The organism is Brevundimonas sp., from assembly GCF_036399195.1.
Taxonomy (GTDB): domain Bacteria; phylum Pseudomonadota; class Alphaproteobacteria; order Caulobacterales; family Caulobacteraceae; genus Brevundimonas.
In genome coordinates this window covers 1-12,450 of record NZ_DASWNO010000218.1, presented here as the reverse complement: position 1 = coordinate 12,450, position 12,450 = coordinate 1, and the positions used below count along the sequence as shown (strand labels likewise).

At 69.6% G+C, this 12,450-nt stretch carries 14 protein-coding genes; 6 read left to right on the top strand and 8 right to left on the bottom strand.

The features are described 5' to 3' along the window. From VGB60_RS09790 to VGB60_RS09780, 3 genes are all read right to left on the bottom strand, one after another. On the bottom strand, positions 1–1,062 hold a 1,062-nt coding region (locus VGB60_RS09790), incomplete at its 3' end, for a sorbosone dehydrogenase family protein (RefSeq protein WP_331038077.1). A gap of 22 nt (positions 1,063–1,084) precedes the next feature. After that, positions 1,085–1,618 carry a lipocalin family protein gene (locus VGB60_RS09785; RefSeq protein ID WP_331038076.1) on the bottom strand — a complete coding sequence of 178 codons (534 nt, stop codon included), beginning with the start codon at positions 1,616–1,618 and terminating at the stop codon, positions 1,085–1,087. Positions 1,619–1,677: 59 nt separating this feature from the next. Further along, positions 1,678–2,583 (bottom strand): DUF1206 domain-containing protein, encoded by a 906-nt coding sequence (locus tag VGB60_RS09780; protein ID WP_331038075.1) that lies wholly within the window; start codon positions 2,581–2,583, stop codon positions 1,678–1,680. 102 nt (positions 2,584–2,685) lie between these two features. Between VGB60_RS09780 and VGB60_RS09775 the strand changes: the two genes are divergently transcribed. The 3 genes from VGB60_RS09775 to VGB60_RS09765 all read left to right on the top strand — a co-directional run bounded on the left by VGB60_RS09775 (position 2,686) and on the right by VGB60_RS09765 (position 5,625). After that, the gene (locus VGB60_RS09775) at positions 2,686–3,639 is read left to right on the top strand and encodes an ABC transporter ATP-binding protein (RefSeq protein ID WP_331038074.1); all 954 of its coding nucleotides are present in this window, start codon (positions 2,686–2,688) and stop codon (positions 3,637–3,639) included. Next, positions 3,636–4,427 carry an ABC transporter permease gene (locus VGB60_RS09770; RefSeq protein WP_331038073.1) on the top strand — a complete coding sequence of 264 codons (792 nt, stop codon included), beginning with the start codon at positions 3,636–3,638 and terminating at the stop codon, positions 4,425–4,427. Before VGB60_RS09775 ends, VGB60_RS09770 begins: the two co-directional genes overlap by 4 nt. Before the next feature lie 85 nt (positions 4,428–4,512). Then, on the top strand, positions 4,513–5,625 hold the full coding sequence (locus VGB60_RS09765; protein WP_331038072.1) for a hypothetical protein: 1,113 nt from the start codon (positions 4,513–4,515) through the stop codon (positions 5,623–5,625). A 126-nt stretch (positions 5,626–5,751) separates the two neighbouring features. Here the strand turns inward: VGB60_RS09765 and VGB60_RS09760 are convergent, their stop codons facing one another. Continuing rightward, positions 5,752–6,129, bottom strand: a complete 378-nt coding sequence (locus VGB60_RS09760) for a hypothetical protein (protein WP_331038071.1) — start codon at positions 6,127–6,129, stop codon at positions 5,752–5,754. 91 nt (positions 6,130–6,220) lie between these two features. Between VGB60_RS09760 and VGB60_RS09755 the strand changes: the two genes are divergently transcribed. Continuing rightward, a complete protein-coding gene (locus VGB60_RS09755) occupies positions 6,221–6,883 on the top strand; it encodes a glutathione S-transferase family protein (RefSeq protein ID WP_331038070.1) in 663 nt (220 codons plus the stop codon). A 177-nt stretch (positions 6,884–7,060) separates the two neighbouring features. Here VGB60_RS09755 and VGB60_RS09750 read toward each other — a convergent pair whose 3' ends face one another. Continuing rightward, positions 7,061–7,300, bottom strand: a complete 240-nt coding sequence (locus VGB60_RS09750; RefSeq protein ID WP_331038069.1) for a zinc-finger domain-containing protein — start codon at positions 7,298–7,300, stop codon at positions 7,061–7,063. Between the two features lie 101 nt (positions 7,301–7,401). Here VGB60_RS09750 and VGB60_RS09745 point away from each other — a divergent pair, with 101 nt between their 5' ends. Then, positions 7,402–8,376 (top strand): ABC transporter ATP-binding protein, encoded by a 975-nt coding sequence (locus tag VGB60_RS09745; protein ID WP_331038068.1) that lies wholly within the window; start codon positions 7,402–7,404, stop codon positions 8,374–8,376. A 250-nt stretch (positions 8,377–8,626) separates the two neighbouring features. On the opposite strand, the gene VGB60_RS09740 is transcribed toward VGB60_RS09745, so the two are convergent. The 3 genes from VGB60_RS09740 to ahcY all read right to left on the bottom strand — a co-directional run bounded on the left by VGB60_RS09740 (position 8,627) and on the right by ahcY (position 11,079). Continuing rightward, positions 8,627–9,199, bottom strand: a complete 573-nt coding sequence (locus VGB60_RS09740) for a cob(I)yrinic acid a,c-diamide adenosyltransferase (protein WP_331038067.1) — start codon at positions 9,197–9,199, stop codon at positions 8,627–8,629. Positions 9,200–9,203: 4 nt separating this feature from the next. Continuing rightward, positions 9,204–9,413, bottom strand: a complete 210-nt coding sequence (locus VGB60_RS09735) for a twin transmembrane helix small protein (RefSeq protein ID WP_331038066.1) — start codon at positions 9,411–9,413, stop codon at positions 9,204–9,206. A gap of 274 nt (positions 9,414–9,687) precedes the next feature. After that, positions 9,688–11,079: an adenosylhomocysteinase gene (gene ahcY / locus VGB60_RS09730; RefSeq protein ID WP_331038065.1), complete on the bottom strand. Its 1,392-nt coding sequence runs from the start codon at positions 11,077–11,079 to the stop codon at positions 9,688–9,690. A 159-nt stretch (positions 11,080–11,238) separates the two neighbouring features. On the opposite strand from ahcY, the gene VGB60_RS09725 reads away from it, so the two are divergent. Further along, a partial coding sequence (locus VGB60_RS09725; RefSeq protein WP_331038064.1) for an amidohydrolase family protein occupies positions 11,239–12,450 on the top strand: 1,212 nt, incomplete at its 3' end.

The window sequence follows — 12,450 nt, the reverse complement described above, 5'->3', positions numbered from 1 at the left end:
GGCGTACCGGGCCGGGAACAGCGCCCCCTCCCCGAACGTCAGCCCCAGCGACGCCGTATGGGCCCCCAGCGCGTAGTCGGGCTTCAGCGCGCGGGCGACCATGTCGGGGTTGGGCGGCTTCACCCGCTCGTCCACGATCTGGCCGTAGTAGCTCCACGGCCAGCCGTAGAAGCCGCCCGGCGTGATCGAGGTCATGTAGTCGGGGACCAGATCGTTGCCGAGCTCGTCGCGCTCGTTGACGGCGACCCACAGCCGGCCGCTCTGCGGTTGCCACGCCAGCCCGACCGGGTTGCGGAGGCCCGAGGCGAACAGCCGGCGCGTCCCCGTCGCCGGGTCGATCTCGAGGATGGCGGCGCGGTCGACTTCCTCGTCCAGCCCGTTCTCACCGATGTTCGAGTTGGAGCCGACGCCGACATACAGGCGCGACCCGTCAGGGCTGGCGACGAGGCTCTTGGTCCAATGGTGGTTGCGGCCGGCGGGCAAGGCGGCGACACGCCGGGCGGGCGCGGTGATCTGCGTCTCGCCGCTCCGGTACGGGAAGGCGACCACCGCGTCGGCGTTGGCGACGTAGAGCGTCTCTCCGACCAGCGCCATGCCGAACGGCGAGGTCAGGTCCTGCAGGAAGGCGGTCTTCGCCTCGGCTACGCCGTCCCCGTCCGCGTCGCGCAGCAGGGTGATGCGGTCCGCGCTGGGCGTCTTGGCGCCCGCCTTGCCCATCACCAGCCCCTGGATCCAGCCGCGCAAGCCGCCCTCCTTGCCCTCCGGCTTGGGCGGCGCATTGCTCTCCGCCACGAGGATGTCGCCGTTCGGCAGGCGGTACAGCCAGCGCGGATGATCGAGGCCCGAGGCGAACGCCTGCACCCGAAAGCCAGGGGCGGCGACCGGGGTGCGTCCTTCGGGCCAGCCGGTCGCCTCGGCGATGTTGACCCGCGGCAGCAGCGCCTTGTGCGGCGCCGGCAGCGCCGGGTCCGGCCCGTATCCGGCGGCGGGATCGAGCGCCTCCGGCCCTCCGCAGGCGGACAGGGTCAGGGCGGCCGCGGCGATCAGCAAGGGACGGGACATGGACGGCGCTCCGGAAGCGACTTCAGAAGGCGGGGAATTCCAGACGGCTGACATCGTAGCCGAGCGCCGCCGCGCGCGCGACCAGCGCCTGCCGCTCCGTCGGACCGGGGACCTCGCGGGTGTAGATCCACAGCTTGTCGAAGTTCGGGTCGGCCGAGATGAACCAGCTGTAGTCCTCGGCGTGGTCCAGCACCCAGTAGTCCCACGTCACCAGCCCGCCGAAATAGCGCACCCGCAGTTTGGCGTTCGTGCCGGGATCGAGGATTTCGCCCCGCGCGCCGATCGCCTTCTCGCGGCCCTGCGGGGTGTCGACCTGACAGGTGTCGCGAACGTCCACCCGGGTCGGGTTCACCCGCACATAGTTGGTGGCCCCCGCCACGCAGCCGTCGGTCAGGCGCATGGGCAGGCGGGCGATCTCCAGCCATTGCCCCGTGTAGAACCGCTCGGCGTCCACGGCGCGCACGGGCTGGGGCGCGCGAACGTCTGCCGGGCGGGGGCCTGAGGCGCAGCCGGCGAGGGTTAGGGCGGCGGCGAGCATGACGAGGGACAGGCGCATGGCGGACGGGCTCCGGCGAGGGGACGCCGCAGCTACGGCCAAGCCCGGGCTGCGGACGCTCAGGAGAGGGGATTGAGATCGCGCGGCGGCTGGATGCGTCGGTAACGGGCCTCAATGAAGGAGAAGGCTCCGAAGGCCACCAGCCCCAAGGCCGTGAAGGCGAGGATCCATGGTCCGCCCGGCTGCGCCTCGAGCCCATCCAGTGCGGCGCCGAAGCTGCGCACCTCCGAGGCCTGCGAGTGCAGGCCGCCCAGCACGACGAAAATCCCCAGCGGCACGAAGGAGACTCCGCGCGCCACATTTCCCGCCTTGGCCAGCGGCGCAACGCGACGGCAGACCTCGGCGGAGCAGGACAGCTTCTGGGTGAAGTCCGCGCGCGCCCCGTTGATGATGTTGCTGAGGCCTGCGGCGATGATCCCGAGGCCGATGGCGATCAGCAGCCAGTCGCCGAACGGCAGACTGAGCACCATGGCCGCCTTATCCTGATTGGCCGCTGTCTCAAGCGCATTCGCATCGACCGGTTCCTTGTGCAGCAGCCCGAAGATCGAGACGGCGAGAATGCCGTGAAACAGGCCGTTGCCGGCCTGACTGCCGCGCTTCATCAACCCTTTCAACCTTGTCCCCTCGTGGTCGGCGTCAAACACCGACTGGAGGACGCACCACTGCACGAAGGCCAGCAGACCCACTGCCAGAAGGACCAGCCACACCCGCCCGAACGGCTGTTCAGCCAGCCAGAAGGTGGCCTCCTTGGAGCCCGCAGCGTCGCGGATGCGGTCGGTTGCGGCCAGAAAGGTCAGGACGCCCGCAGACAGATAGACGAAACCGAGCGCCCCGTAGCCGATGCGCGCCGCCAGCTCCAGCAGCGTCTGCAGCGGCGGCACGCTGCGCAGCACCGGCGAGTTCCGCCGCCCGAAATCGCCGAGGGCGGCCAGACGGGCGCGGAGAGAAATCAGGGGATCGGGCACGGCGAGCGTAACTCCCGTGGGTGGATATGGCTCCGCTGAACCTTGGCGGCCTTGAGGTGCGGCCTCCGGACGCATATCTGCGGTCCGCCACGGAGGGCGCGCATGCAGCCGGTCATCTCGATCCAGGGTCTGACCAAGACCTACAAGTCCGGCCTGCAGGCCCTGAAGCCCATCGACCTGACGATCCGCAAGGGCGAAATCTTCGCCCTCCTCGGACCGAACGGCGCGGGCAAGACGACGCTGATCTCGGCGGTTTGCGGCATCGTCACCCCGACCACCGGCACGATCATCGCCGACGGTCACGACATTCAGACCGACTACCGCGCCGCCCGCTCGAAGATCGGCCTGGTGCCGCAGGAGCTGACCACCGACGCCTTCGAGACGGTGCTGGCGACGGTGACCTTCAGTCGCGGCCTGTTCGGCAAGGCGCCGAACCCGGGTCACATCGAACGGGTGCTGCGCGACCTGTCCCTGTGGGACAAGAAGGACGCCAAGATCATGACCCTGTCCGGCGGCATGAAGCGCCGGGTAATGATCGCCAAGGCCCTGAGCCACGAGCCCGACATCCTGTTCCTGGACGAGCCGACCGCGGGCGTCGACGTTGAGCTGCGCCGCGACATGTGGAACCTGGTCCGCGGCCTGCGCGACAAGGGCGTCACCATCATCCTGACCACCCACTACATCGAGGAGGCCGAGGAGATGGCCGACCGGGTCGGCGTGATCCTCAAGGGCGAGCTGATCCTGGTCGAGGAGACCGCCGCCCTGATGAAAAAGCTGGGCAAGAAGACCCTGACGCTGAACCTGCAGGAGCCGCTGGAGACCGTGCCGCCCGAGCTGGCCGAATGGAAGGTGACGCTGAAGAACGACGGGCACGAACTGGAGTATGTCTTCGACTCCAACCTCGAGAAGACCGGCGTGCCCTCGCTGCTGCGCAAGCTCAGCGACCTCGGCGTCGCCTTCAAGGACCTGAACACCAGCCAGAGCTCGCTGGAGGACATCTTCGTCAGCCTCGTTCATCGCGACAAGACGGACGACACGACGGGAGCCGCCGCATGAGCAGCCAACCTTCGGGGGTTCCGGCCTTCAACGGCCACGGCGTCTGGGCCATCTACAGGTTCGAGATGGCGCGCGCCCTGCGCACCGTCTGGCAGTCGATCGTCACCCCGGTGATCACCACGGCCCTTTATTTCGTGGTCTTCGGCTCGGCCATCGGCAGCCGCATGACCGAGATCGACGGCGTGCCCTACGGCGCCTTCATCGTCCCCGGCCTGATCATGCTCAGCCTGTTCACACAGTCGATCTTCAACGCCTCGTTCGGCATCTACTTCCCGAAATTCACCGGCACCATCTACGAGCTGCTGTCGGCTCCCGTGTCGCCGCTCGAGATCGTCGTCGCCTATGTCGGCGCGGCGGCGACCAAGTCGGCGGTGCTGGGTCTGATCATCCTCGCCACGGCCGCCTTCTTCGTGCCGCTGCGGATCCTGCACCCGGTCGAGATGCTGGCCTTCCTGATCCTGATCTCGACCACCTTCAGCGTCTTCGGCTTCATCATCGGCATCTGGGCCAACGGCTTCGAGCAACTGCAGATGATCCCCATGCTGGTGGTCACGCCGCTGACCTTCCTCGGCGGCTCCTTCTACTCGATCGACATGCTGCCGCCGATGTGGCGGACGATCACCCTGTTCAACCCGGTGGTCTATCTGATCTCCGGCTTCCGCTGGACCTTCTACGGCTCCGGCGACGTGGGCATCTGGGCCAGTCTGGCGGCGACCCTGGGCTTCCTGCTGGTGTGTCTCATGGTGGTCGGCTGGATGTTCCGTACCGGCTATCGGCTGAAGAACTGATCCGTCACGAAACGGGCCAGATCGGCGGACACCTTGCCCGCCCTGTGCGTTTGATAAGCGCGCCCGACGCGGCGCGGGAGCCTGCATGTCCAACGATCCGCAAAAGCCGCTGAACGGAACGCCCGAGCCCTTCCGCCGGCCGGTGACCTGGGGCCGCCCGCCCCAGACGGTGTTCCGCGCCGGTCCCCTGCCGACGGCCGAGCGCCTGCCGCCGCTGCCGCCCTTGCCCGAGCCGTCGCCGGAGCGCGCACCGCAGGTCATCCGGCCCGAGCCGGCCCAGCCTCAAGCCGCCCAAGCTCAGCCCGCCCCGCCCGCGCGGACGCCGGCCCGTCCGGTGCAGACGCAGGCCCGGCCGCCGCAGCCCGCGCCGGCCCCCCAGCCACAAGCCGCCCGTCCCCGGGCGCAGGCCGCCAGCGCCGGCATCTTCAGCGGCTCGATGATCCCGCGCGCCCCGACCCGGGCCGCGCCGGCGCCCGTCGTCCCCCGTTCCGAACCTGTCCCGACCGCGCCCGTGAACGCCGCGCCGGAAGCGGCGCCTGAGCCCGACCTGACCGTCCGCCCCCTGCCGGGCGCGGAGCCGGCCCCGACCCCGCGCCCCGCCTCCTCCCGGCCCGTCCACGCGCCTGCGCCGGTCGAGCCGTCCCACGCCCCGGCTGTCGCCGGCTCGGTCTTGCAGGGCGCCAGCGCGCGCCGCCGGCCAGCCAGCCGCACGCCCCTGTACGCCGGTGCGGCGGTCGCGGCTGTGGCGGTTCTCGCCGTCGGCGGCTGGTTCCTGACCCGACCCGCCCCGGTGGCTCCAGCCGCGACGGCGCCGGCCTTGGGCCCGGCGGTTCCGCTGACCGCCGCCCCGGTCGAAGCCGCCTCGGTCGCCCTGCCGGACAGTGTGACGGGCGACGGTCCGTCGGCGCCGGTGACGCCTGCAGCCGCGCCGCCGCCTGCTGCAGCGGAGACGCGTCCGGCAGCCGCGCCGGCGCGGGCTCCGGTCGCCGCCGCCCCGCCGGTCGCAGCCGCTCCCGCCCGCACGCCGCCAGCCGCGACAACGCCGGCGCCCACCCCACCGCCCGGCCCGGCTGTGCAGCCCGCCGCTCCCATCGTGATCGTACCCGCCCAACCCGCCGGTCCCCCGCCGACGGAGGCCGAGCGCCCGCCCGCCGACCCCGACGCGCCCATCGCGACGCGCCCGCAGCCGATCGGGTAGCGCACAGGCGCCTTGTCATCCCGGACAAGCGCAGGCGCTTTCCGGGAGCCTCTGACCTATTGATGCCGAGCGTCCCGGATCGCCGCTGTCGCGGCGTCCGGGATGACAACAGGCTAGCGCCAGCCCCTACCGGATCGAGGCGTACCCCCGCTCCACCATCCGACGCAGGCCCTCATAGGCTTCCGCGAGCTCCTCGTACGCCGTGCGGGCCGAGGTCAGGCGGGCGATCTGGTCCGGGGTGGAGGGCGCGCCGGACTCCGATTGGCGCAGGCTCTCGGCCACCCATTTGGCGCGGGCCGTGGCCGTCAGTATGGCCAGCTTCTGGAACGCCGCCGCGTCCAGCTTGGGCAACATCGAGCCGATCACCTCGCGGTTGGCGACGAAGGCCGAGTAGTCGATCTGCTCCAGCAGGCCGCGCAGGCGGCGCTGCTCCGCGGGATCCGCGTCCTGGGGCTCGAAATGGTCGCGCTGGCGGCGGTAGCTGGCGGTCTGGATGGTCGACATGGCCCGTCTTCCGATTGGAGGCGGAATGGAGGGTGCGCCGGGTTGCTTAACGAGGGGTTGCGCCCACGGCTCCGATCCCGAACAACAGGCCATGACCGCACCCGCCCTGAAGCTCTGGTCCCACCCCTACGCCGCCTACGGCCAGAAGGCGGCGGTGGCCCTGTATGAGCTCGACCTGCCGTTCGAACTGAAGCTGGTCGCCGCGGCCTCTCCGGACGACTTCGCACAGTTCCGGGCCGTGTTGCCCTTCGGCAAGATGCCCGTCCTGATCGACGGCGAGCGTCAGGTCGTCGAATCCAGCATCATCATCGAGCATCTGGATCGGCTGGCCGGCGGCGGCCGCCTGATCCCCGCCGATCCCAACGCGGCGCTGGAGGCGCGTCTGATCGACCGGATCGTGGACACCTATGTCGGCGGCGCGATGAACCGCATCATCCCGCGCAAATTCCGCCCGGCCGGCAACGAGGATCCGTTCGGCGACGCCCAGGACGAGGCCGTTCTGGCCAACGCCTGGGACTGGCTGGAGGAGCGGCTGGCCGACGGGCGCACCTGGGGCGCGGGCGAGACCTTCACCCTCGCCGACTGCGGCGCCGCGCCGATCCTGACCTACGCCCGACGGCTGATCCCGTTCGGCGACCGGCCGCGGCTGAGGGCCTGGCACAGACGGTTGATGGCCCGGCCGTCGTTCGTCCGCGCGCTCGAGGACGCCGCCCCGTTCGGCGACCTGATGCCGGCGCCGCCGGCGGTGGACTGATCACGCGAGCGGGTCGGGGTCCGCGCCGCCCCCTCCGTCTCTCCGGCTTCGCCGTCGATCCACCTCCCCATCAAGATGGGGAGGAGACTCAGCCCCCTGTCTCCTCCCCACGCGTGGGAGGTGGCGCGGCGCGCTTGCGCCGTGACGGAGGGGGGCGGCTCCGTCGGCTGGGATCAGTCAGTGCGCCTCCGGCGGCCTTGCCGCCGGGCTCAGATATTCGCTTTCCGGCTTCGGGTGCGCGTCCAGAACGAAGCGGCGGTCGCAGTAGCCGCATTCCACGAAATCCTCGTCGCCCATATCCATATAGACCAGCGGGTGGCCCAGCACGCCGCCGCCGCCGTCGCAGGCCACGCGCTTGGTCGAGACCACGACGTGCTCGGGCGGCGGGATGACGGCATCGGGGTGGCGCGGCGGCATTCGTTCGGCTCTGGTCTTGGCGGGGCGGGTGCGCGCGCATAGGTATGCGCCCGCGCTCCATATCGTCAAACGGGGCCGTTCCGATACCTGAAAGCGCCTGAATGACCGAGCCCGCGACGCTGCCCGTCAACGCCATCGAGGTGCGCGGGCTGGAGAAGACCTACGCCGGAACGAAGAAGGCGCCGCCGAAGACGGCCCTGCGCGGCGTCGATCTGGTCATCCCGCGCGGCGCGATGTTCGGCCTGCTGGGGCCCAATGGCGCGGGCAAGTCGACGCTGATCAACATCCTCGCCGGGGTGGTCAACAAGACCGGCGGCACGGCCGAGATCTGGGGCCGTGACATCGACAGACAGCCGCGCGACGCCCGCGCCGCCCTCGGCGTGGTGCCGCAGGAGATCGTCGCCGACGTCTTCTTCACCCCCCGCGAGGCGCTGGAGGTGCAGGCCGGCTACTACGGCGTCCCGGCGTCTGAGCGCCGCTCTGACGAACTGCTCGCCGCCCTGGGCCTGTCGGACAAGGCCCACGCCTATGTCCGCGCCCTCTCCGGTGGCATGAAGCGCCGCCTGATGGTGGCCAAGGCGCTGGTGCACAATCCGCCCATCCTGATCCTCGACGAGCCGACCGCCGGGGTCGACGTCGAGCTGCGCCGCCAGCTGTGGGAGTACGTCCGGCGCATCAACGCCGAGGGCGTGACCATCCTGCTGACCACCCACTATCTGGAGGAGGCGCAGGAGCTCTGCGACACCATCGCCATCATGAACCGCGGCGAGGTGGTGGCCTGCGAGCCCACGCCCCAGCTGCTGCGCCGGCTCGACACGCGCAACGTGGTGGTGACGCCGGAAGGCGAGCTGGCGCGCGTCCCAGACCTGCCGGGCTTCGAGGTCGCGGCCCGGCCCAACGGCGCCTTCGTCGTCACCTACCGCAAGGGGAGGTCGTCGGTGGAGCAGGTGCTCGCCGCCGTCCGCGCCGCCGGCGTCACCATCGCCGACATCACCACCGAGGACCCCGACCTCGAAGACGTCTTCCTCGCCCTCACCTACGGCGACGCCGCCCAGATCAGCCCGACGAAAGACTAGGGGCGAGCGTTCTCTCCTTCCGGGTCCGGGCCAGCGGCATCGTTCGCTGGTTCGTCACGAAGAATGCGAAGGACCGCGAAGGACACGAAGCGACGGCGTCTGAGGCGCCGCAGGCATTCGGTCTTCGTCAGAATTGAAGGCGCTACGCGCAAGATCGGGCTCAGAACCCTTCGTGTTCTTCGTGGCTTTTCTTCTTCGTGTTCTTCGTGACGAACCTCGGCCGGCAAGTCCTGCCGCCACCGGTGGAAAGCTACCGCGTCGCCCCGGGCTTCCATTTGACGTCGTCCGCGCCGTTGGCGTTGGCGCGGCGGGCGGCGACGAACAGGTGGTCGGACAGGCGGTTGAGGTAGCGGATCGACGCCGGGGTGACGGCCTCGCCGGCCTCCATCAGCCGCACCGCCTCGCGTTCGGCCCGCCGCGCCACGGTCCGCGCCTGATGCAGGTGCGCCGACAGCGGCGATCCGCCCGGCAGGATGAAGCTGTCCAGCGGCTTGAGGCTTTCGTTCATCCAGTCGATTTCGGCCTCCAGCCGCTCGACCTGGCTGTCGACGATGCGCAGCGCCTCCCATTTCGGCGCCGGCTCCAGCGGCGTGGCCAGATCGGCGCCCAGGTCGAACAGCTCGTTCTGGATGCGGCCCAGCATGGCGTCGATGCGGTCGTTCTGGCCCGAGTGCAGGCGGGCTGTGCCGATCACCGCGTTCAGCTCGTCGACCGCGCCATAGGCCTCGACCCGCGGATCGCTCTTGGAGACCGGCGCGCCGGACGCCAGCCGCGTCTCCCCGCCGTCGCCGGTCTTTGTGTAGATGCGGTTCAGGACGACCACGGGCTCAGGCGCCGCCCTGGGTGGATTTCCACCACATGCCGACGCACAGCAGCACGATCGCCAGCGCCTGCAGCGCCACCCGCAGCCGCATCAGCTTGTTAGAGTGCGACCGAGCGTACTCCCCGCCCTTGTACAGCGAGTGGATGCCGAACCCGAGCGTCACGGCCACCGCCGCGATGGCCAGCAGGATCAGGATGTTCAGAACGTCGCCCATGGCCGCAATCTAGGCTGCGGCGTGGAGTGAAGCCAGTGGACCTTTTGTCATCCCGGACGGGCGGTAAAGGTGGTTCATCACAACGAACACAACGGAAGGAAGACACAACGAACACGACGGGTCCGGCGCCTTTGCTCGCGCGCAGCGCCTTATCCGGATGGGGGGCGTTTAACGCCTGCGGCGCCACGAGCTCAGTCCCGTCGTGTTCGTCGTGTCCTCGTTGTGCCCGTTGTGATGAACCCCAGCCACCACACAGGTCGCTGGGAGGCCGGATTTAGTACCGGTAGTGGTCCGGCTTGAACGGGCCTTCGGTCGGGACCGAGATGTAGTCGGCCTGTTCCTTCGACAGGGTCGTCAGCTTCGCGCCCAGCTTGGCGAGGTGCAGCATGGCGACTTTTTCGTCGAGGTGCTTCGGCAGGACGTAGACCTGGTTCTGGTACTGCGCCTTGTTGGTCCACAGCTCGATCTGGGCCAGCGTCTGGTTGGTGAAGGACGCCGACATCACGAAGGACGGGTGGCCCGTGGCGTTGCCCAGGTTCACCAGACGGCCTTCCGACAGCAGGATGATCTTCTTGCCGTCCGGGAATTCGATGTGGTGCACCTGCGGCTTGATCTCGTCCCACTTGAAGTTCTTCAGGCCGGCGACCTGAATCTCCGAGTCGAAGTGGCCGATGTTGCAGACGATGGCGTTGTTCTTCATCGCCCGCATGTGATCGACGGTCAGGACATCCTTGTTGCCGGTGGCGGTGACGAAGATGTCGGCCTCGCCGGCCACGTCCTCGACGGTGACGACCTCATAGCCTTCCATCGCGGCCTGCAGGGCGCAGATCGGATCGACCTCGGTGACCTTCACGCGAGCGCCGCCCTGGCGCAGCGAGGCGGCAGAGCCCTTGCCCACGTCGCCGTAGCCGCAGACCACGGCGACCTTGCCCGACAGCATCACGTCGGTGCCGCGGCGGATGGCGTCGACCAGCGATTCCCGGCAGCCGTACAGGTTGTCGAACTTGGACTTGGTGACGCTGTCGTTGACGTTGATGGCGGGGAAGGGCAGCTCGCCGCGCTCGGCCATCTGGTACAGGCGGTGGACGCCGGTGGTGGTCTCTTCCGACACGCCGCCGATGGCGTCGCGGATGGCCGAGTAGAAGCCGGGCTTCTCGGCGATGTAGCGCTTCATCACCGCGAACAGGGCTTCCTCTTCCTCGTTCTGCGGGTTGGCCAGAACCGAGATGTCCTTCTCGGCCTTGGGACCCAGCACGCACAGCAGGGTGGCGTCGCCGCCGTCGTCGAGGATCAGGTTCGGATAGCCGCCGTCGGACCATTCGAAGATTTTGTGGGCGTAGTCCCAGTACTCGACCAGGGTCTCGCCCTTGGTGGCGAACACCGGGGTGCCCGAGGCGGCGATGGCGGCCGCGGCGTGGTCCTGGGTCGAGAAGATGTTGCACGAGGCCCAGCGGACGTCGGCGCCCAGCGCTTCCAGCGTCTGGATCAGCACGGCGGTCTGGATGGTCATGTGCAGGCTGCCGGCGATGCGGGCGCCCTTCAGCGGCTGGGCCGCGCCGTATTCCTCGCGCAGCGCCATCAGGCCTGGCATTTCGGTTTCGGCGATCGCGATCTCCTTGTTGCCGAACGGGGCGAGGGAGATGTCGCGGACGATGTAGTCGGTCATGGGCGAGGGCTTTCCGGGGAGAATTGTTCGCGCGGCTATAGACCGGTCGCGGGCGCGGGGCAAGAAACCCATAAGGATATCTTTATGTGATTGCCGGGCCGGCGGTCTGGCGGCGGCGGCGGATGTGCGCTCAATATGAGGCCGCACAGGGGAGCGATCATGAAAAACTTGACGGCGTGGACGGCTGCGGCCGCATTGCTGACGGCCGCCGCGCCGGTGTCGGCGCAGGCGCCGGGTTCCGAGGGCGGCGCGGTGACGCTGATCCAGGCGGGCCGGCTGCTCGACCGCCCCGGTCGCGCGCCCCGCGGCCCTTCCACCTTGGTCGTCCGCGACGGCCGCATCGTCGAGATCAGAGACGGCTTCGTCGACGCCGCCGCCTTTCCGGGCGCGACGGTGGTGGATCAGCGAGAGCGGTTCGTCCTGCCAGGGCTGATCGACAGCCACGTCCATCTGGTGTCGGACCTGGGTGGGCAGGCGGGCTTCCTCTCGGGCGTGACCGAGAACCTGCCGGTCCACGCCTTCCGCGCCGCCGACAACGCCCGCAAGACGCTGATGGCCGGCTTCACCACCGTGCGGAATCTCGGCGATGACGGCGGGGTCACCCTCGCCCTGCGCGACGCCACCGCCGCGCACAGCCTGCCGGGCCCGCGCATCGTCGACGCCGGAAACAGCATCTCGACCACCTCCGGCCACATGGACGGACGCCTTGGCTTCAACGACGACCTGCGCGAGGTCACGCCGCACGACAACGTCTGCAACGGGGCCGAGAGCTGCCGCGAGGCGGTGCGCGTTCAGGTCGGCCGCGGGGCCAACGTCATCAAGATCGCCACCACCGGCGGGGTCAACAGCCGCATCGGCGCCGGCCTCGGCGCGCAGATGTTCGAGGACGAGGCCCGGGCCCTGATCGACACCGCCCACCTGTACGGCCTCAAGGTCGCGGTCCACGCCCACGGCGCCGACGGGATCAACCTAGCCCTCCGCTTGGGCGCCGACTCGATCGAACACGGCACCATCTTCGACGACGAGACCATCCGCCTGTTCCGCCAGTCCGGAGCCTACTACGTCCCGACCCTGTCGACGGTGAACGGCTATGTCGAACGGCTGGCCGCCGACCCCAACGCCTATCCGCCCGAGGTCCTGCCCAAAATTCGCTGGCGCATCTCGATCACCGGCGAGTCCCTGCGCCGCGCCGTGCCAGCCGGGGTCCGCATCGCCTTCGGCACCGACGCGGGCGTCTCGAAGCACGGCCGCAACGCCGACGAGTTCGCCCTGATGGTTCAGCACGGCATGACCCCGATGACCGCCATCGAGGCCGCCACCGTCAACGCCGCCGACCTGCTGGGTCTCTCCGCCGAGATCGGCACGCTGGAG

Bases quoted from the DNA above. Each gene is read 5' to 3' on its own strand.
- VGB60_RS09755 (WP_331038070.1), top strand. From the start codon at position 6,221: ATGACCGCACCCGCCCTGAAGCTCTGGTCCCACCCCTACGCCGCCTAC.
- VGB60_RS09750 (WP_331038069.1), bottom strand. From the start codon at position 7,300: ATGCCGCCGCGCCACCCCGATGCCGTCATCCCGCCGCCCGAGCACGTC.
- VGB60_RS09785 (WP_331038076.1), bottom strand. From the start codon at position 1,618: ATGCGCCTGTCCCTCGTCATGCTCGCCGCCGCCCTAACCCTCGCCGGC.
- VGB60_RS09735 (WP_331038066.1), bottom strand. From the start codon at position 9,413: ATGGGCGACGTTCTGAACATCCTGATCCTGCTGGCCATCGCGGCGGTG.
- VGB60_RS09760 (WP_331038071.1), bottom strand. From the start codon at position 6,129: ATGTCGACCATCCAGACCGCCAGCTACCGCCGCCAGCGCGACCATTTC.
- VGB60_RS09775 (WP_331038074.1), top strand. From the start codon at position 2,686: ATGCAGCCGGTCATCTCGATCCAGGGTCTGACCAAGACCTACAAGTCC.
- VGB60_RS09745 (WP_331038068.1), top strand. From the start codon at position 7,402: ATGACCGAGCCCGCGACGCTGCCCGTCAACGCCATCGAGGTGCGCGGG.
- VGB60_RS09765 (WP_331038072.1), top strand. From the start codon at position 4,513: ATGTCCAACGATCCGCAAAAGCCGCTGAACGGAACGCCCGAGCCCTTC.
- VGB60_RS09770 (WP_331038073.1), top strand. From the start codon at position 3,636: ATGAGCAGCCAACCTTCGGGGGTTCCGGCCTTCAACGGCCACGGCGTC.
- ahcY (WP_331038065.1), bottom strand. From the start codon at position 11,079: ATGACCGACTACATCGTCCGCGACATCTCCCTCGCCCCGTTCGGCAAC.